This is a genomic window from Ruegeria sp. BH8 (genome assembly GCF_056538065.1).
In genome coordinates, this window is record NZ_JBQFSP010000012.1 from 34,877 (window position 1) to 54,190 (window position 19,314).

The following is a 19,314-nucleotide window of genomic DNA, read 5'->3' on the forward strand; positions in this document are numbered from 1 at the left end:
AGATAGGCTGTCTGCCCTTGTTATTAAATATCCTATTGCTCGGGAACGAGGATTTCGCGTTTCCCGACATGATTTGCTGACGAAACAACACCTTCGTCTTCCATTTGCTCAACAAGACGCGCCGCCTTGTTGTACCCGATGGCGAGTTTTCGCTGAATATAAGAGGTCGAGCATTTGCGATCCTTGATCACAATTGCCACCGCCTGATCGTACAGCGCGTCCTCTCCGTTCGTGTTGCCGCCAGTATTCAGCCCCAGAACGGCGTCAATGTTGTCGACCTTGTCCTCGGCCGGGCCATCCAGAACGCTGCCCACGTAATCGGGCGGACCGTATTGTTTGAGGTGGTTGACGATCTCCTCTACCTCTTCATCCGACACAAACGGTCCGTGGCAACGGGTGATTTTGGCGCCACCGGCCATGTAAAGCATGTCGCCCTGCCCCAGCAGTTGTTCGGCGCCCATCTCGCCCAGAATGGTGCGGCTGTCGACTTTCGACGTCACTTGGAACGAAATCCGCGTAGGGAAGTTGGCCTTGATCGTGCCGGTAATCACGTCAACCGAGGGGCGCTGCGTGGCCATGATCAGGTGAATGCCCGAGGCCCGTGCCATTTGCGCCAGACGCTGGATACAGGCTTCGATTTCCTTGCCCGCGACCATCATCAGATCGGCCATCTCATCGACGATGACGACGATATAGGGCATCGCTTCGGGCGCGAATTGTTCCGTCTCGAACGTTGGTTCACCGGTTTCATCGTCAAACCCGGTCTGCACCGTGCGGCTGAACAACTCGCCCTTGGCCAGCGCATCTTTCACCCGGCCGTTGTAGCCCGCGATGTTGCGCACACCCATCTTGGACATCTTGCGATAGCGGTCTTCCATTTCGCCCACGACCCATTTCAGGGCGACAACCGCCTTCTTTGGATCGGTCACAACGGGTGACAGCAGATGCGGGATGCCATCGTAAACCGACAGTTCCAGCATCTTGGGGTCGATCATGATCAGGCGGCATTCATCCGGCGTCAGCTTGTAGAGCAGCGACAGGATCATCGTGTTGATCGCCACCGATTTACCCGAACCCGTGGTCCCGGCAATCAACAGGTGAGGCATCTTGGCCAGGTTCGCCACAACGGATTCACCGCCGATATCTTTGCCCAGCGCCAGCGGCAGCGCCTGATTGCCATCGCCAAAATCGCGGCTGGCCAGGATTTCCCGCAGAACCACCATCTCGCGGTTTTCGTTCGGCAGTTCGATCCCGATCACCGAGCGGCCCGGTAGGGTCGAAACCCGCGCCGACAGCGCCGACATCGAACGCGCAATATCGTCCGCCAGACCGATCACACGGCTGGCTTTCAGGCCCGGGGCGGGCTCCAGCTCGTACATGGTCACGACCGGACCGGGGCGTACGCTGACGATCTCACCCTTGACGCCGTAATCGTCCAGAACGTTTTCCAACATCCGTGCGTTTTCTTCCAAGGCCTCATCGCTCAGGTGATGGCGCTGGATACTGGCGGGGTTGGACAACAAGCCCAGAGGCGGAAGTTCGAAGTCAGAGTGCCGTTCCTCGAAGGACAATGCTGGTTGCGCTTCGGCCTGCGCACGACGAGACGGCAACGGTGTCCGGCGCACGGGCTGCGCCACCACAGGCTTGCGCGGTTCAGCCACGGGGATCTTCATCGCCTGACGCGGTTGCGGCGCGGCGTCGGTGACATCCTCGAAAACCGACTCATCATCGATATCCAACTCGGACGCGTAGTCGTACTGTTCTGTCCCGGCCTCATAACCCATCAAAGCAGGCTCTTGCGCCTCTGGAGTGTCACCAGCGGACACCTGCGGCTCGGGGCGCAGACCATACGCCGTCATCGGCGGTTCGGGTGGCAGTTCGGACGAGGGATGCTGGTTCAGGATCAGTGGATCGGGACGGCGTCCACGACCCTTGGTCAGCGGCAGGTCGGGATCCGGCTCGGGTGTCATTTCGCCCACGGCAACCTTGCGATTTCGCACGGCGGCCGAGATTTTGGAGCGGATGCGATCTTCTCCGGGCATGTCGTCAAAGCCGGCGATCGGTTCAGGATCCACCAACTCAGGCTCGGGCATTGGATCGGGGCGCCGGATAAGTGACGGCATTCGCGCCAACAGGCCTGATTTGACCGGAGGTTCAGGACGTCCCAATTCAGGTTCTTCAAAAACAGGATCGGCATAGACCAGTTCGTCGTCAAACATCGCCTCAGCCGCTTCAGCGCGGGCAAGCTTGCGTTCTTCCCACTGTGCTCGGCGATCCCGCGCGGCTTGCGCGGCCGAGGCCGCACCACGCCCCATCAGCGTCATCAGCATGTCATAAGACATAACAAGACCCAGTAGGAAGGCGCGGAAGCCGCGTTTCACGTCGGCCTTGGTGAAGCCCAGCACAAAAACACCCAGCGTGGTCATCCCGACGGCCATGGCCAGCGACATCAGTTTGACCAGAAAATGCGAAGAGATCGGCACCAGCGTCAGCAACGCGCCCATGACCGTGTCGCCGAACAAACCGCCCAAACCGTAGCTATGCGTTGCACGCCACTCGGCACCGGGAACAAGGGTAGCGGCATAGACCGAGGCTACAGCGATCCAGATCGGGGCAAAGATCAGGCGGGCAATGGCCCGGTCTTCACCGAAATGGCCAGCAAAACGCAGCCCCCATCCAACCACAACAAGCGCGATGCCCCAGCTTCCCCAGCCCACGATCATGAACAAGGGGGCTGCAATAGACGCGCCGACCCGTCCCATCCAGTTTTGCACCGGCGCGTCGGTCGAAACCATCCAATTAGGATCATCGGGCGTATAGGACCAGATCATCGCAGCCGCGGCCAAGCCCAACAGGATCAGCGCGATACCGATCAGTTCCTTACTGCGTCGCTCCAGGGCTGCCTGTGTTGTGCTGTCCAGCAATGGGTCGCGGTTTCGCGCGTTATATGATGCCATTTTGCCCTCGTACCTCACGTATAGATGCAGTCGCGGAGTGTGATCAAACCACGCTGCAACTCTGTTTTTGGGGCTACCAATGCAACCCGGATAAAGCTTTCGCCCGGGTTATTTCCCGGATCACCTTGTGAAAGATATGCGCCCGGAAGAACCCGAACCCCGGTATCCTTCCAAACCTTCAATGCTGCGTCCTCGCCGTTCTCGACCGGCAACCACAGAAAGAACCCGGCCACTGGCGACATGTAACCTTGCACGCCCGCAAACACCTTATCGGCAATGGCGTATTTCTCCTGATAGAGCGCGCGGTTTTGCTCGACATGTGTCTCATCCGCCCAGACGCGCGCGGCGGCGGCTTGCAAGGGCAAAGGCAGTGGGGATCCGGCATAGGTGCGCAGCTTTTTCACCTGGCTGATGGACTTTGGTCCACCTGCAATCAGGCCCGAGCGCAAACCGGCCAGATTCGAGCGTTTGGACAGGGAATTAAACAGCGTGATCCGTTCGGGATCGGCCCCCAGTTCCTGCGCGACGGTCAGAGCCCCCGTCGGGGCTTGGTTACGGTAAATCTCGGAATAGCATTCGTCGGCGAAGATGCGGAAATCATATGCCTCGGCCAGACGGATCAGGTCAGCCCAATAGTCGCGCGACGCAACCGCGCCCTGCGGGTTGGCCGGGGAACAGATATAAGCCACCGCTGTTCGGTTCAGCACATCTTCGGGCAGGCCGGAATAATCCGGCAGATGACCCGTCGCGGCGGTTGCAGGGACAAAATAGGGTTGCGCACCCACAGAAATCGACGCGACCATGTAGACCTGATAAAACGGGTTCGGGCACAGGATGATCGGTTGTTTGCCGTTCTTTTGTTCCGGGCACAGTGCCATGGCCGCATTATACAGCCCCTCACGTGTGCCGTTCAGCGCCATGACGTTGGCGTCAGGGTCCATTTCGACCCCATAGCGCCGCTTGATCCAGCCCGAGATTGCACCGCGCAGGTCTTCCGAGCCTTCGTTCGGCGGATAGCCCTGAAACCCGGCCGCGTTTTCCATGATGACATCCGTCACCCAGGCCGGAAAATCATGCGTGGGCGCGCCAATCGTCATATGAACGACGTCACCACCCGGTTGATGGTGATCCAACAGGGCGCGCAAACGCGGGAATGCATATTCCGGTAGGTTCGAAAACCGCTCGGGAAAATCCATGTTACTGCCTCAATATCGGGGTCATTTGCGCCCCGTTTTTTTGGCAGATTACAGTCCGCATACCTCTTCGTCCAGACAAAGAGGTTCCGAATCAGTGGATTGTGGCATTCAGGCCAATGCCGATTCTGCCGCTGACCCCAACCGCAACAGGGCCTCTTCCGAGTTCGGATACCCCATCATCATCAGCCCGCAACCGGGCGTTCCGGTGGGCAGGGTCAGCGCCGCAAGCCCCATCAGGTTGCCGATCCGCGTATTGCGAAGGGCCAGCAGGTTTTCTGTCACGTAATAGTCGTGATCGGTCATCAACCGGTCCAGATTGGGCGGCAAAATCGGTGCTGTGGGTGCCAGAACCGCATCGAACCCGGCAGTTGCCGCATCCCAGGCACTGCGGCACGCCTTGAGCTTGGCCCAGGCCGCGACATAATCGGGGCCGGAATATCCCATACCAATGCGGAACCGTTCCAGGATTTCGGGATACATTGCCTCTGGGTTGGCCTCGATCACATCGCGCCACAACCCGTAGGCCTCGGTCGTGTAGACGACGCTGGACAGTGGCATCGCCTCGTTCAGTTCGGGCACGTCCAAGGGAACAATCTCAGCGCCTGCATCTGCAAGTTTCTCGATGGCCTCGTCATAAGCTTGTCGCGGTGCATCGCGCAGGTCGTCCTTGGCAATATTCTGCAAATCGGCAAAGCGACGGCCTTTCAGCGAAGCACCCCTCAGGTCCGCAGGTGCCCCGCCTTCCAACAGGGCCAGCATATGTGCTGCATCTTCAACAGATCGAGTCAGTGGCCCAACAGTGTCAAACCGCAGGCAGAGCGGCACCACACCTTCAAGGCTCAGCCGCCCGGCCGTGGTTTTCAACCCCACCAGATCATTCCATGCCGCTGGAATTCGCACCGAACCGCCGGTATCGGAACCGATCCCGCAGGCCGCCAGCCCCCAGGCAACCGACGCACCCGCGCCAGATGAAGACCCACCCGGCACCGCCGTTTCATCATGGATACAAGGGGGCGTTTCGGTGATCGGGTTCAATCCAAGGCCGGAAAAGGCCAGCTCGCTCATATGCGTCTTACCCAGACAGACCGTTCCCATCTGGGTTGCGTTGCGTACCACAAGCGCATCCGCATCCGGCACACGGTCTTTCAGAAGCGCCGACCCGGCCTCGGTCGCGGTACCAGCGGTGTCGAACAGGTCTTTCCAGCTGATCGGAACCCCATCCAGCAACGATCGCCGCAATCCCATTTTCGCGCGTTGCTGCGCGTCTTCAGCCTCGGCGCGGGCGCGGTCATGGGTGACACGGGCATAGATGCGGTCGCGGTGCGGATGGGCGTCTATTGCGGACAGGTAAGTTTCTGTCAATTCAACCGGATCGATCTGGCCCATCCCGATGCCACGGCCCAAATCACACGCCGTCATGGTCAACCAATCCTGCATCCCGCCCCTCCTGCTTTTTGGCTTGAAAGAACGGTAGCGACAGGACTGCACATGGACAATCCCGAAAGGGCGCGCATATTGCAGGGCATGACACAGGCATCTGACATTCTGATCGTGGGCGGCGGGTTGAACGGCCCGGCTTTGGCATTGGCTCTGGCACAAACCGGACATTCGGTCACAGTGATTGATGCGCTGGAAGAGAAGATCCGCAAGAATGCGGCGTTCGACGGGCGAGCCTATGCGCTGGCCTTGGCGTCACAGCGCTTGCTGGCTGCCATCGGTGTCTGGGACCGCGTTGCGGAACACGCCCAACCGATGCTGGAGATCAAGGTCACGGACGGCCACGCCGGTACAGGCCCGTCACCGTTTTTCATGCATTTCGACCACGCCGAAATAGAAGAAGGCCCGATGGGGTATATGGTCGAAGACCGTCACCTGCGCCGCGCCTTTCTGGACGCTATGGCTGATGAGCCCCGCATCACTCAGCTGAGTGGCAAGACTGTTGTGTCGCAACAAGCCGACACCACTGGAGTGACCGTGACGCTGGACGATGGTTCGACTGTGAACAGCAGCCTGCTGGTTGGGTGTGACGGCCGCCACAGCGGCACCGCGCGCCGCGCAGGTATCAAGCGCACAGGTTGGGAGTATGGCCAGACCGCACTGGTCTGCGCCATTGAACACGAGCTGCCGCATAACGGCATTGCCCATCAGTTCTTTATGCCGCCAGGCCCCTTGGCGATTCTGCCGCTGACCGGCAATCGCAGTTCCATTGTATGGAGCGAACGCACCAAGGCCGCGCAACAGATCAACGCCCTGCCTGAGGATGAGTATCTGCAAGTGCTACGCCCGCGGTTTGGCGATTTCCTCGGTGACATCCACCTGGCTGGTGATCGTTTCACCTATCCTTTGAACCTGACCATCGCCAATTCCTTTGTCGCTGATCGTCTGGCACTGGTCGGGGATGCCGCCCACGGGATGCACCCGATTGCCGGTCAGGGCCTTAACGCCGGTCTGCGTGATGTCGGCGCGCTGGCAGAGGTTCTGACCTTGGCAGGGCGGCGCGGCGAAGACATCGGGTCGCTTATGGTGCTGGAACGCTATCAGGAATGGCGCAGGTTCGACACCGCTGCTCTTGCGATGGCAACGGATGTTTTCAACAAACTGTTCTCGAACGACAACCCGTTGCTGCGCATTGGGCGAGACGTTGGTATGGGAATTGTCGGCGCACTGCCGGGGTTGCGGCGCGGTTTCGTCCGCGAAGCCGCCGGTTTGACCGGAGATTTGCCCAAGCTGCTGCAAGGGCAGCCAATTTAGTCCAGCTGCCGTGCCTCGTCGACCAGCATGACCGGAATGCCGTTGCGGATGGGAAATGCCAGACCTGCGGCCTGTGACACAAGTTCCTGCCTTTCGGCGTCATAGCGCAGGGTCGTTTGCGTCTGCGGGCAGACAAGAGCTTCGAGCATGCGGCGATCAAAGGCGTGTTCAGGGTCAGTCATTGCAGTTTTTCCTCATTCGATCCGCCTCGCATTGCGAATTCTATCAATGTCATCAGCGTCTCGCGCCGTGTGCGCAGGCAAGGGGCCTCTAACAGGGCCTGTTTATCTTCCGGATCGAAGTCCAACAACATGGACAGCGAGTTCACCAGCAATTCATCCTCGGCATCTTTCAGCGAATCCCAATCGGTGGACAATTGCCGGGACGAAAAGAAGCGTTCCAGCAAAGCCAGGAACTTGGTGCGGTTGAATCTGTCGTCGTTTTCGGCCTTGCCCAGATCCCTGTCAAAGCCGTCCCACGAGACTTCGCATCGCCGGTATGGCGTGAAAGCGTCCAACTCTGACACCACGCGGAACCGGGACACACCGGTCAGCGTGATCAGATAACGACCATCTTCCGTTTCGGAAAACTGGGTCACACGTCCGACGCATCCGATGCGGTGCAGTTTGTTCTCATCATGGGCCGAAGGATTTGGCTGGACCATCGCAATCAGCCGTTCCTTGGTCTTGAGCGCATCGTCCAGCATCTGCAAATAGCGGGGCTCGAAGATGTGAAGCGGCAAGCGCGAGCGGGGCAACAACAGCGCCCCGGGCAAGGGGAAAACGGATACGGTGTCCGGCAGATCGGCGGGATGCATCATGTCCCAATTCTAGCTCTGATCAGAAATTAGGCAAATATCATCGAGCTGAGTTTGCGGCGACCATTCAGAACGATCGGGTCATTGGGCTTGAGCGCGTCAAAGATCGTGAAAAGCTGGGTCTTGGCGGCCCCGTCATCCCACTCACGATCCCGGCGGAACAATTCCAGCAATTGCGCCACGGCTTCTTCCACTTCGCCGTTCGCGTGCAAGGCCTGCGCCAGGTCAAACCGGGCCTGAAGATTATCGGGATCAGCATCAACGGCCGCTGTCAGATCCGCCACCGGACCTGCATCAGCCGCCTGCTTGGCCAGCTGCAATTGCGCATGCGCAGCCTCGACCTCGGCCGAGTTGGATATTTCGGCGGGTGCACCGTTCAGGATGGCCTCGGCATGTTCCAGATCGCCAGTGGCGATATGTGCCCGCACCAGCCCGCCATATGCTGCCGCGTGGTTCGGGTCTTCGCCAAGAATGGCGGCAAAAGTCTGCGCAGCATCTGCCGCGGCGCCGTCGCTCAGCATTTCTTCGGCGGCAACTACGGCGTCATCCAATTGGCCGCCCGGGCTTTCCCCACCTGACGCCTCGATCACGCGATCCACGAAAGCCTTGATCTCGGACCCCGGCAGCGCGCCCTGAAAACCGTCCACGGGTTGCCCTTTAAAAAACGCGTAGACCGTTGGAATCGACTGGATGCGCATCTGCGAGGCGATCATCTGTGCCTCGTCCACGTTGATCTTGACCATCTTCACCGCGCCTTTGGCGGCGGTAACCGCGTCTTCCAGCATTGGGCCCAGCGTCTTGCACGGGCCGCACCAGGGTGCCCAGAAGTCAACGATAACAGGCGTTTCCTGCGAGGCTTCGATCACATCGACCATGAAAGTGGCCTCGGTCCCGTCCTTGATCAGATCGGTGGCTGGGGCGGCTGCGCCGTTCAGGATGTCCATGGCAATCACTCTTTCGTTCGAACTTGCGCCCTATATGCAATCGCTTGTCGCAGAAACCAAGGGCAGAGTTTCAGTTCAAATGTCGAAAGTCGCAAAGACCGGCGCATGATCGCTGGGCTTTTCCCACCCACGCGCATCCCGCAGAATGCGACTGGAATGGCCCGCATTCGAAATATCGGGCGTGGCCCAGACATGATCCAGCCGCCGCCCCTTGTCTGCCGCATCCCAGTCGCGGGCCCGGTAGGACCACCAGCTGAAAAGCTGCCCTTCGGGAATATCCTGCCGGGTGATATCGACCCAACCACCTGCGTCCTGGGTCTCGGCCAGTTGTTCCACTTCGATCGGAGTGTGCGAGACGACCTTGAGCAATTGTTTGTGCGACCAGACGTCATCCTCACGCGGGGCAATGTTCAGATCGCCGACGAGGATGGATTTTCCCGGCTTTTCCGCGTGGAACCAATCGCGCATGTCCGTCAGATAGTCGAGCTTTTGGCCAAATTTCTCATTCACTTCACGATCCGGCACATCACCGCCCGCGGGGACATAGAAGTTGTGGATCGTGACACCATTCTCCAGCCGCCCGGCTATGTGGCGCGCGTGGCCGAGATCAGCGAAATCCTTGTCGCCCACCTCTTCTATCGGCAGGCGGGACAGGATGGCGACGCCATTATATCCTTTCTGGCCACGGGCAATCATGTGGGTATAGCCCAGCGCCGCGAACCCTTCGGTCGGAATCTTTTCAACCGGAGACTTGCATTCCTGCAAACACAGAACATCCGGCGCCTCTTCTTCCAACAGTTTCAGCACGATTGGTTCGCGCAGTCGGACCGAGTTGATGTTCCAGGTGGCAAGGGTGAAGGGCATGGTCAGGGAATCCTCTGTCGCGGTTGGGCGGAGGTTAACGCGGTGGGGGATGGGGTACCATCAGAAAAGAAAATCTAGGACGGGTGGCTTTCATTTTGGGGGGCATCATCGCAAATCTCGTACCAGTCCGGTTTTTCCGAAACAAATTCGTGAAACTGAACTTTCTGCTCTAACCCGGTATCCAGTGCATTTGCTGCGATTGGAAAACTATCTGCTTCTGAAATGATTTCGCCCAAAGATGTCCCGCATTTCGTGCAGAAACACCTGCCGTATTTGTAGGGCGGATCGGGCTGGTGCAGCGTTACGTTTTCCCTGCCCCGAACCCACACCAAGTCTTCTTTGTTGACAAATACGACTGTGCTGGCCCCGGCTTTTCTGCATCTTGAGCAGTGGCAGGTTCCCATCACGGATGGTTGAGACTTCAGGTTAAACTTCACCGCCCCGCACAAACAGCTTCCTTCAATCATCACGCGCTCCTCCAACCTTTCGCGAGAAATAGAACATTACAGGAACATTCAGGGTTTCGCAACGCCTGTGACGGTACAGGCGGCACATGATTTCGTCCTTCGGAAAAGAAAAAAGCCGGGCCATTCGGCCCGGCAGTCCAACAGGGAGGTGCATGTCATAACCCGGACATGCGCGGGTTGGGAGTAACCTAATTATGAGTACAGGGTATCACTTTGATCCAAGTCAATCCACACCCAGTTAAGACACCAGCCTATATCCACCGGATTCTGTGACCAAAAGGCGCGCATTTGACGGATCGGGCTCAATCTTCTGACGCAGGCGGTAGATGTGGGTTTCCAGCGTGTGCGTTGTAACACCAGCATTATATCCCCAAACTTCGTGAAGCAGCACATCCCGCGCCACCACGCCGTCGGTCGAGCGGTACAGGAATTTGAGGATGTTGGTTTCCTTCTCGGTCAGGCGGATTTTTCTGTCCTCTTCCGTGATCAGCATCTTCATCGCCGGTTTGAACGTATAGGGGCCAAGTACAAATACTGCGTCCTCGGATTGTTCATGCTGGCGAAGCTGCGCACGGATACGTGCCAGAAGCACCGGGAACTTGAATGGTTTCGAAACATAGTCATTCGCGCCGGCATCCAAGCCCAGGATCGTATCGGCATCGCTGTCATGACCGGTCAGCATCAGGATCGGGCTTTTGACACCCTGTTTGCGCATGAGGCGGCACAGTTCGCGCCCGTCGGTATCCGGCAGACCCACATCAAGAATGACCAGGTCATAGATCGCTTCGCGCGCGCGCTCCATGGCAGAGTGACCGTCTGACGCCTCAAACACGTCAAAGTCTTCGGTCATGACAAGTTGCTCGCTGAGCGCCTCGCGCAGGTCCTCGTCATCGTCCACCAGCAGGATTTTCTTGAGTTGAGCCATTTCCCGGTCCTCCAAACGCTTTTCCATCACTTGCGCGTGGAATATGCAATCAACAAGATTTGCTGCAACCGTTTCACGCCTTCGTGTCAGAGTTCGCGGAAATGTTTCACATTTCCTTTCGAAAGGGCTAGGAGAAAGATTGAGCGTTATAGGGTAACATTGATGAGTCTCATCCCCGATATCACGGAACTTCTCGCCCGGGCCCGGGCCGATCTGCGCATGGGCGTTCCCGTTGCGCTGACCGATGACATTGGCTTCAGCGTGCTTGCGGTTTCTGCCGAAACGCTCAGCCCGCAGCGTCTGGCCGACCTGAAAAAACTAGGGAATCCGGTGGTGGCCATAACTGGGCGACGCGCTGAAACCCTGAAAGCGCGGGCGTACGACGGGGATCTGGCGCGGGTTTCGATCCCGGCGGATGCAGATATCGCGTGGGTACAGGCGGTTGCTGATCCTTCCGACGATCTGAACGCGCCCATGAAGGGCCCGTTGATGACCGAGCGGCACGGCAATGCCAATCTGCACCGTATCGCAATAGCATTGGCCAAATCCGCGCGCATCCTTCCCGCTGTGGTCGTGGTACCTGTCGAGGACGGCAGGGCATTTGCCGCTTTGCACGGTTTGACCTGCATTGATCACACGCGCGCCACGCCTCATCTGGCGGATCGCAGTACTTTGCACGAAGTCGTCGCGGCCCGCCTTCCGATGGAGGTGTCCGAAGCCGGTCGGTTACACGTCTTCCGACCTGAAGACGGTGGTGAAGAGCACTATGCCGTCGAGATCGGTCGCCCGGACCGCGACAAGCCTGTGCTGGCCCGATTGCATTCTGCCTGTTTCACCGGCGATCTGATGGGAAGCCTGAAATGTGACTGCGGCCCGCAACTCCGCGGTGCCCTGGCACAGATGGGGGCAGAAGGTGCAGGCGTTCTTCTGTATCTGAATCAGGAAGGGCGCGGTATCGGTCTGGCGAACAAGATGCGCGCTTATTTCCTTCAGGATCAGGGTTTTGACACCGTTGAGGCGAACCACAGGCTGGGTTTTGAGGATGATGAGCGTGATTTTCGGCTTGGGTCGGACATATTGAAATCGCTGGGTTTCAACTCTGTCCGCTTGCTGACCAACAACCCGGCCAAAATCGCCATGATGGAACGGACAGGTATCGCAGTAACCGAGCGTGTCCCTCTGAAGGTTGGCGAAACCTCTCACAACCGGGGATACCTGGCGACCAAGGCCAAGAAGTCAGGGCATCTGCTTTGACCCCAAACGATCTTGTTCTAACTCCACGAGGCATCCGGTTTCTTGGCAGGGTGTTCCCCTGTTCCGTGGGCAAAGGCGGGTTGAGCAACGCAAAACGCGAAGGCGATGGCGCGACCCCAACTGGACATCATCGAATCGTCGGCATGCTATACCGGGCCGACCGAATGGCCGCCCCCAGCAAATGGGCCCGCGCCATTGGCCCGCGGGACTTGTGGTCTGACGACGTGTCTGAAAGCAGATACAACCACATGGTCAGCGCACCCTATGCATTCAGCCATGAAAAGTTGCGCCGCGCCGACCCCTTATACGACCTGATTCTGTTAACCGACTGGAACTGGCCAAACGCCGTTCCGGGCAGGGGATCGGCAATTTTTCTGCACCAATGGCGCAGACCCGGCTATCCAACCGAAGGCTGCGTTGCCTTTCGCCGGGACCATCTGCACTGGATATCACAGCGCATTGCCCCCGGATCATGGCTGATCATTCCTGAGGTTTAACCCGTTCGCCAAAGATGGCCGAGCCAACACGGACGTGGGTTGCGCCCAAAGCGATGGCCTGTTCGAAATCGTGACTCATCCCCATAGACAATCCATCAAGCCCGTTACGTGCAGCGATTTTGGCCAATAGCGCAAAGTGCAAAGTAGGCTCCTCATCGACCGGAGGAATGCACATCAATCCACGCACGGGCAGATCCAACGACCTGCACTCGGCAATGAAACTGTCCGCGTCCACAGGAAGGATACCGGCCTTTTGGTCTTCCTCGCCGGTGTTGACCTGAATGAACAGGTTCGGGCAGTTTCCCATTTCCTGTGCCAAACGCGCCAGTGTCTTGGCCAGTTTGGGTCGATCTACCGAATGGATCGCGTCGCACAGTTCCATTGCGTGACGGGCCTTGTTGGTCTGCAACGGGCCAATGAGGTGCAGATCAATACCCTCGAACTGTTCTTTGAAAGCGGGCCACTTGCTTGCCGCCTCCTGCACGCGATTCTCGCCAAAACATCTGTGCCCTTGCTCTAGAACTGCCTGCACCCTGTCATTCGGCTGCACTTTGGACACAGCAATCAGTTTGACGGAACCTGCCGGTCGGTTCGACTTGGCTTCGGCTTTGGCGATACGTGCGGTGACGTCTTGCAACGACATGGGACCCTCATCCTGTTTTGCGCAGAAAAACACCAAGTCGGCACAAAAGAAAAGGGCGAGTCCGAAGACCCGCCCTTAAACCTTGCGGTTCAGATCAGCTTAGAAGTTGAACTGAGCACCGAAGTCAGCAACGAAGGTCGAGTCTGTGCAGCTGTCACAGTCGTTGACACCGATACCACCGCGCAGCGATGCACCGCCGCCCAGGTCGTAGATCGCGCCAAGAGCAACCTGCTGAGTATCAGCAGATGCGTTACCGTCGCCGTAAGCGAAGATCAGGGTTGTTGCAGCGCCAACGTTGTAGGTTGCCGACAGACCCCATGCGGTGCCGTCAGTTGCTGCAACCTGAGTTGCGTCGTCTGCAACAAACAGAGTACCGCCGAAGTCACCCCATTCACCACCCAGGGTCAGAACGGTCAGGCTCGGATCGCTTACACCAGCAACACCAGCGTCGGTCTGGCCGTAGGCCAAAGCAGCTGTGATGTTGTTGAAGGTGTAGGTTGCGCTGATGTCCCAACGGTCTGCGTCCATAGGCACGCCGTTCAGAGCTACAGTCGCTTGGTCGTACGATGCACCAAACGAGAAGTCACCAACCGAGTACTGGAAGAACACGGCGTTCGAACCCGAACCGGTCGAAGTGTAGCCCAGGAAGTTGTAGTTAACACCCGAGTACTGACCAGCGAACAGCTCAAGACCAACTTCGTTGCCGTAGTAGTTTGCCAGGTTGTCGAAGGCACCTGCAACGTTACCGGCGTCAACACGCAGGCCACCGTAGATGACCGAGAAGCGTGCACCGTTCAGACCAGCGCGGTTTGCTTCGCCGTTGCCGCTGTTTTCGTCAGCTTGCAGACGAACGCGGCCTTCGAAACGAACGCCACCGTCGGTTTCTGCAGAACCGTCGATGTTCAGACGGAAGCGCGAAACCAGGATCGCGTCGTCAGTTTGAACAACAGCCGTACCAACGCCTGGCGCGGTACCGGTTGTCTGGACGTTTACAACGGTACCGCTACGATCTTCAACGTAACCAATACCAAAGCGGCCATAACCGCTGAAGTTAACTTCAGCTGCTGCAACGCCTGCGGTCGCAATCAGCGCCGTCGATGCGAAGAGAACTTTTTTCATCTTGTTTCCCTCGGTTTCAAAAGAGTTATCTACTCGACATATGCCTCGGCACATGTCTCAGCACGGACACCGTTTCGCTCTTTTTGCCCCCTTTGCGCAAGCTTGGCATAAAGACGTCGGCGTCATTGAGGTCAAATTGGTGCAAGGATGCCACAGTCAGTTTTCGCCCCGATGCAGCTGATACACTTACATTTCAGAAGAATGGGCTTGTTGCAGCGGGGGTCCTTGGCTAGGAGTATCCCCTGAATACTGTAGAACAAGTGAAACAGGACCTGTTTGCAATGCGCCTGCCGACGATTTTGGGAATGATCCTGCTGACCGCTGCTCTTTCGGCATGTGGGCAGAATCGAAACGCTTCGACAACATACTCCCCGAACATCGCTGGCGGCAATTCGGACGAACAAGAGCTGAATGACCCCGATCGGGCAACTATCTGGGATATCTTTGACCGCAGCACCGCCGAGCAGACCACAAACGTAAACCGGTATCTGTGGGCGGCTTCACTGGATGTACTGAGCTTCCTGCCCGTGCAGGAGGTTGATCCGTTTACCGGTGTAATCGTAACGGGTTACGGCACACCTCCGGGCGGCGGCCGATCCTACCGGGCTACTGTTCATATCAGCGATCCGGCGCTTGCCGCGCGCTCGTTGTCGGTAGCGCTTCAATCGAGCGGAGGGGCCCCGGTGAGTGCGGCAACATCCCGCGCAGTCGAGGATGCGATTCTGTCGCGCGCCCGACAGCTACGCATAGCGGACAACAAGTTCTAGCAACCCGCCGAAAATCACAATATTACCACGCCGGGTTCCTACCCGGCGTTTTCATTCACGAAGGACCGCAAAATGTCGCGCTACTCGGCCACCGAAATCGAAGCAAAATGGCAAGAGGCCTGGGACAAGGCCGGGATCTTCACCGCCAACCACAAGGCGGACAAGCCGAAATACTATGTGCTTGAGATGTTTCCCTACCCGTCTGGCCGAATCCATATGGGGCATGTGCGCAACTACACGATGGGTGACGTCATCGCGCGGCACAAATTGGCGACGGGTCACAACGTGCTGCACCCGATGGGCTGGGATGCATTCGGGATGCCTGCGGAAAATGCCGCGATGGCTATCGGGGGTCATCCGAAGGACTGGACCTACAGCAACATCGCAGACATGCGCGATCAGATGAAACCACTTGGCCTGTCCATCGACTGGTCACGTGAGTTCGCGACCTGCGACCCCGAGTATTACGGCCAACAACAGGCGCTGTTCCTCGATATGCTTGATGCCGGGCTGGTCTATCGCAAAAACGCTGTGGTGAACTGGGACCCGGTCGATATGACCGTTCTGGCCAACGAGCAGGTTGAAAATGGTCGTGGCTGGCGTTCGGGCGCATTGGTAGAGCGGCGCGAACTGACCCAGTGGTTCTTCAAGATCTCGGACTATTCCGAAGAATTGCTGGACGCGCTGGACACTTTGGACAACTGGCCCGCCAAGGTGCGCCTGATGCAGGAGAACTGGATCGGCAAGTCGCGCGGTCTGCAATTCGGCTTTGAACGCACTGATGGCGGAGAGCCGATCACCGTTTATACAACCCGCCCCGACACGCTGCTGGGCGCATCTTTCGTTGGCATCTCGCCCGATCACCCGATCGCAAAACAGCTTGAGGCCGAAAACCCCGAAGTGGCTGAATTTGTGGCCGAATGTCGCAAAGGTGGCACCACGGAAGAAGCCATCGAAACTGGCGAAAAGCTGGGCTTTGATACAGGCATCAAGGTCAAGCACCCGCTGGACCCGAGCTGGGAACTGCCGGTCTGGATCGCCAATTTCATCCTGATGGATTACGGCACTGGCGCAATCTTTGCCTGCCCTGCACATGACCAGCGCGACCTCGACTTCTGCCGTAAGTACGGCCTGCCCGTGGTCGATACCTTCTTTGCGCTGGATGACGACACGCCGGTCGACAAAATTGCATTCGTCCCGCCGAAAACCGAGAAAGTTCGCTGGGTGAACCATTTTGCAGGTTTGATCGAGGCGACAGGTGACGAGGCGATCAACGCCACCGTCGATTTTGCTGAAAAAGCGGGTTGGGGCGAGGGTGTCACCAAATACCGTCTGCGCGACTGGGGCCTCAGCCGTCAGCGCTATTGGGGGTGTCCGATTCCCGTCGTGCATTGCGAAAGCTGCGGTGTGGTGCCCGAGAAGAAAGAAAACCTGCCGGTCCGCCTGCCCGACGATGTGACATTCGACAAGCCCGGCAACCCGCTGGATCGACACCCGACCTGGCGCGATTGCGCCTGCCCGTCTTGTGGCGCACCGGCCAAGCGCGAGACCGACACGATGGATACCTTCGTCGATTCGTCGTGGTATTTCGCCCGTTTCACCGCTCCGCGTGCGGAAACACCCACCGATCTGGACGAGGCCGAATACTGGATGAATGTCGACCAGTATATCGGCGGCATTGAACACGCGATTCTGCACCTGCTGTATTCACGCTTCTTCGCGCGGGCGATGAACCTCACCGGTCACTTGCCCCAAAAGGCCATCGAGCCGTTCGACGCGCTGTTCACACAAGGCATGGTGACGCATGAGATCTACCAGACGCGCGACGCCAACGGCCGCCCGGTCTATCACCTGCCCGAGGATGTGACCGACGGCAAACTGGCCGATGGTACTGAGGTCGAAATCATCCCTTCGGCCAAGATGTCGAAATCCAAGAAAAACGTGGTCGATCCAGTCAGCATCATTTCGGCCTTTGGCGCCGACACGGCCCGCTGGTTCGTGTTGTCCGATTCGCCACCCGAGAGAGACGTGGAATGGACGGCGGCAGGAGCCGAAGCCGCCTATAAGCATCTGAATCGCGTTTGGAATCTGTGTGACAGGATCGGTACCATGGAGGCCAATGCAGCGGGCGAAGGCGATGAGGACCTGTTGCGCGAGATGCACAAAACCATCCGCGACGTGACATTGGGTGTCGAAAGCTTTGGTTTCAACGCCGCCATAGCCAAGCTTTATGCTTTCACTAATACGCTGGCAAAATCCAAGGCCGGTGCGGCGGCTCAGAAACAAGCGATCAAAACACTGGCCCAGTTGATGTCACCGATGACACCACATCTGGCGGAAGATATCTGGGCGCATCAGGGTGGTGAGGGCCTTGTGGCCGTCGCCCCGTGGCCCGTCGCGGATGAGGCGATGCTGGTTGATGACACCGTCACCCTGCCGATCCAGATCAACGGCAAGCGTCGCGCGGAAATCAGCGTTCCGAAAGATATGGACAAAGCCGAGGTTGAAAATATCGCGCTCAGCACCGAAGCTGTCCAAAAGGCGCTGGATGGCAACGCGCCGAAAAAAGTGATCGTTGTTCCGGGCCGGATTGTGAATGTCGTTGTTTGATCGCAGAACATTGCTTGTGATGCCGCTGGTACTGGCTGCCTGCGGCTTCCAACCGGTTTATGCTCCGGGCGGGTCAGGCTCAGCCTTGTTCGGTCGGGTGGCGGTATCTGCGCCAAATACCGTCGAAAGCTATCTTCTGGTTCAAAACCTTGAACACCAACTGGGCCGCAGCGCGGGATCTGTCAGCGATTACACTCTGGATGTTCAGGTCTCGACCGAAACCCGCGGCGCGGCCATAACCACGACGAACGAGACAACGCGGTACACGATTGATGGACGGGCGCAATACGCGTTGAAATCCAACGAAACCGGGCAAGTCGCGGCGTCCGGCACCGTAACCGATTTTGTGGGCTATTCTGCTTCGGGCTCTACCGTGTCGACGCTGGCTGACGAACGCGATGCGAAAGAACGCCTGATGGTAATCCTGTCCGGGCATATCGTGAACCGCCTGTATTCTACGCCGGGCTTGTCCAAATGAAGTTGAGCCCGCGCGAGGCTGACGGGTATTTCGCCAAGCCGGATGCGGACAAGACCGGGCTGCTGATCTATGGTGCGGATGCAATGCGGGTGGCGCTTAAGCGGCAACAGGTTCTGGCCGCACTGCTTGGTCCCGGTGCGGAAGAGGAAATGCGCCTGACCCGCCTGCCGGGCGGTGATTTGCGCGGCGATCCGGCGTCGCTGCTGGACGCGGTCAAGGCGGTTGGGTTTTTCCCTGGCCCGCGCGCGGTGTTTGTGGAAGACGCCACGGAAACAGCCGCGCCTGCGATTCTGGCCGCGCTTGAAGATTGGGTCCCCGGCGACGCTCAGATCATCGTGACGGCTGGTCAGCTGAAACCAAACTCGAAAATCCGCAAAGCGTTCGAAGGGCATTCTGCGGCCTATGCGATAGGCATTTATGACGACCCGCCATCGCGCGCAGAGGTCGAGCGGGTTCTGACCGAAGCGCATCTGAAAAACATCCCCCACGATGTCATGTCTGCTATTAGCGAACTGGCCAACAGTCTCAGCCCCGGTGACTTCACCCAAACCGTTGAGAAACTGTCGCTTTACAAGCGCGGTGACAACTCTGAGCTGACCATGGAAGACCTCGAAGTCTGCGCCCCGCGTTCGACCGAGGCGGCGCTTGACGACGTGCTGAACGTGGTTGCCGAAGGCCGCGCCGGTGAGATCGGGCCGCTGATCCGGCGGTTGCAGGCACAAGGCACCAACGGGGTAACCCTGTGTATTGGGGCAACCCGGCATTTCCGCACACTTTATGCCTGCGCCTCGGATCCGGGTGGTGCTGCGCAGGGTATCGGTAAGTTGCGTCCGCCGGTTTACGGCAAACGCCGTGACCGTATTCTGCGTCAGGCACAGGGCTGGGGGGCGCCCAAGCTGCAAACTGCGCTGACCGTTCTGACGGATACCGACCTCTCCCTGCGATCCGCCGGACAGACAGCCCCCTCAATGGCTCTGGTTGAGCGTGCTATGATTCGTCTGGCGATGCTTGCGCGGTCGCGCTGA

General features: G+C 58.4%; 18 protein-coding genes. 7 read left to right on the forward strand and 11 right to left on the reverse strand.

The annotated features are described in order from the left end of the window. Positions 1-32: 32 nt before the first annotated feature. From ACR0AD_RS16935 to ACR0AD_RS16945, 3 genes are all read right to left on the reverse strand, one after another. Positions 33-2,957: a DNA translocase FtsK gene (locus ACR0AD_RS16935; protein WP_480488617.1), complete on the reverse strand. Its 2,925-nt coding sequence runs from the start codon at positions 2,955-2,957 to the stop codon at positions 33-35. Between the two features lie 14 nt (positions 2,958-2,971). Further along, positions 2,972-4,153, reverse strand: a complete 1,182-nt coding sequence (locus tag ACR0AD_RS16940) for an aminotransferase class I/II-fold pyridoxal phosphate-dependent enzyme (RefSeq protein ID WP_480488615.1) — start codon at positions 4,151-4,153, stop codon at positions 2,972-2,974. Positions 4,154-4,261: 108 nt separating this feature from the next. Next, a complete protein-coding gene (locus ACR0AD_RS16945) occupies positions 4,262-5,590 on the reverse strand; it encodes an amidase (protein WP_480488613.1) in 1,329 nt (442 codons plus the stop codon). Positions 5,591-5,641: 51 nt separating this feature from the next. Between ACR0AD_RS16945 and ACR0AD_RS16950 the strand changes: the two genes are divergently transcribed. After that, the gene (locus ACR0AD_RS16950) at positions 5,642-6,904 is read left to right on the forward strand and encodes an FAD-dependent monooxygenase (protein ID WP_480488611.1); all 1,263 of its coding nucleotides are present in this window, start codon (positions 5,642-5,644) and stop codon (positions 6,902-6,904) included. Here the strand turns inward: ACR0AD_RS16950 and ACR0AD_RS16955 are convergent. The 6 genes from ACR0AD_RS16955 to ACR0AD_RS16980 all read right to left on the reverse strand — a co-directional run bounded on the left by ACR0AD_RS16955 (position 6,901) and on the right by ACR0AD_RS16980 (position 10,921). After that, on the reverse strand, positions 6,901-7,086 hold the full coding sequence (locus tag ACR0AD_RS16955; RefSeq protein ID WP_209504973.1) for a Trm112 family protein: 186 nt from the start codon (positions 7,084-7,086) through the stop codon (positions 6,901-6,903). The two genes, ACR0AD_RS16950 and ACR0AD_RS16955, sit on opposite strands and share 4 nt — an antisense overlap. Further along, on the reverse strand, positions 7,083-7,724 hold the full coding sequence (locus ACR0AD_RS16960; protein WP_480484107.1) for an LON peptidase substrate-binding domain-containing protein: 642 nt from the start codon (positions 7,722-7,724) through the stop codon (positions 7,083-7,085). Before ACR0AD_RS16960 ends, ACR0AD_RS16955 begins: the two co-directional genes overlap by 4 nt. A 26-nt stretch (positions 7,725-7,750) precedes the next feature. Continuing rightward, complete coding sequence (trxA, locus tag ACR0AD_RS16965) at positions 7,751-8,665, reverse strand: thioredoxin (RefSeq protein WP_267364326.1); 915 nt, start codon at positions 8,663-8,665, stop codon at positions 7,751-7,753. 75 nt (positions 8,666-8,740) lie between these two features. Next, positions 8,741-9,529, reverse strand: a complete 789-nt coding sequence (locus ACR0AD_RS16970) for an exodeoxyribonuclease III (protein ID WP_480488609.1) — start codon at positions 9,527-9,529, stop codon at positions 8,741-8,743. 74 nt (positions 9,530-9,603) lie between these two features. Beyond that, the gene (locus tag ACR0AD_RS16975; RefSeq protein WP_267364337.1) at positions 9,604-9,996 is read right to left on the reverse strand and encodes a GFA family protein; all 393 of its coding nucleotides are present in this window, start codon (positions 9,994-9,996) and stop codon (positions 9,604-9,606) included. 238 nt (positions 9,997-10,234) lie between these two features. Further along, on the reverse strand, positions 10,235-10,921 hold the full coding sequence (locus ACR0AD_RS16980) for a response regulator transcription factor (RefSeq protein WP_171724917.1): 687 nt from the start codon (positions 10,919-10,921) through the stop codon (positions 10,235-10,237). A gap of 162 nt (positions 10,922-11,083) precedes the next feature. Between ACR0AD_RS16980 and ribA the strand changes: the two genes are divergently transcribed. Both ribA and ACR0AD_RS16990 read left to right on the forward strand, forming a co-directional pair. After that, on the forward strand, positions 11,084-12,175 hold the full coding sequence (ribA, locus tag ACR0AD_RS16985; protein ID WP_480488607.1) for a GTP cyclohydrolase II: 1,092 nt from the start codon (positions 11,084-11,086) through the stop codon (positions 12,173-12,175). Next, the gene (locus ACR0AD_RS16990) at positions 12,172-12,672 is read left to right on the forward strand and encodes a L,D-transpeptidase family protein (RefSeq protein ID WP_480488605.1); all 501 of its coding nucleotides are present in this window, start codon (positions 12,172-12,174) and stop codon (positions 12,670-12,672) included. Before ribA ends, ACR0AD_RS16990 begins: the two co-directional genes overlap by 4 nt. On the opposite strand, the gene ACR0AD_RS16995 is transcribed toward ACR0AD_RS16990, so the two are convergent. Both ACR0AD_RS16995 and ACR0AD_RS17000 read right to left on the reverse strand, forming a co-directional pair. After that, positions 12,656-13,315: a YggS family pyridoxal phosphate-dependent enzyme gene (locus ACR0AD_RS16995; protein WP_480488603.1), complete on the reverse strand. Its 660-nt coding sequence runs from the start codon at positions 13,313-13,315 to the stop codon at positions 12,656-12,658. The two genes, ACR0AD_RS16990 and ACR0AD_RS16995, sit on opposite strands and share 17 nt — an antisense overlap. 99 nt (positions 13,316-13,414) lie before the next feature. After that, the gene (locus ACR0AD_RS17000) at positions 13,415-14,434 is read right to left on the reverse strand and encodes a porin (RefSeq protein WP_480484112.1); all 1,020 of its coding nucleotides are present in this window, start codon (positions 14,432-14,434) and stop codon (positions 13,415-13,417) included. Positions 14,435-14,715: 281 nt separating this feature from the next. Here ACR0AD_RS17000 and ACR0AD_RS17005 point away from each other — a divergent pair, with 281 nt between their 5' ends. From ACR0AD_RS17005 to holA, 4 genes are all read left to right on the forward strand, one after another. Then, the gene (locus ACR0AD_RS17005; protein WP_480484184.1) at positions 14,716-15,201 is read left to right on the forward strand and encodes a DUF3576 domain-containing protein; all 486 of its coding nucleotides are present in this window, start codon (positions 14,716-14,718) and stop codon (positions 15,199-15,201) included. A 72-nt stretch (positions 15,202-15,273) separates the two neighbouring features. After that, positions 15,274-17,811: a leucine--tRNA ligase gene (gene leuS, locus ACR0AD_RS17010; protein WP_480488601.1), complete on the forward strand. Its 2,538-nt coding sequence runs from the start codon at positions 15,274-15,276 to the stop codon at positions 17,809-17,811. Continuing rightward, positions 17,798-18,289: an LPS assembly lipoprotein LptE gene (gene lptE / locus ACR0AD_RS17015; RefSeq protein WP_267364334.1), complete on the forward strand. Its 492-nt coding sequence runs from the start codon at positions 17,798-17,800 to the stop codon at positions 18,287-18,289. The genes leuS and lptE overlap by 14 nt, the downstream gene beginning before the upstream one ends. Continuing rightward, positions 18,286-19,314, forward strand: a complete 1,029-nt coding sequence (gene holA / locus ACR0AD_RS17020) for a DNA polymerase III subunit delta (RefSeq protein ID WP_480488599.1) — start codon at positions 18,286-18,288, stop codon at positions 19,312-19,314. The genes lptE and holA overlap by 4 nt, the downstream gene beginning before the upstream one ends.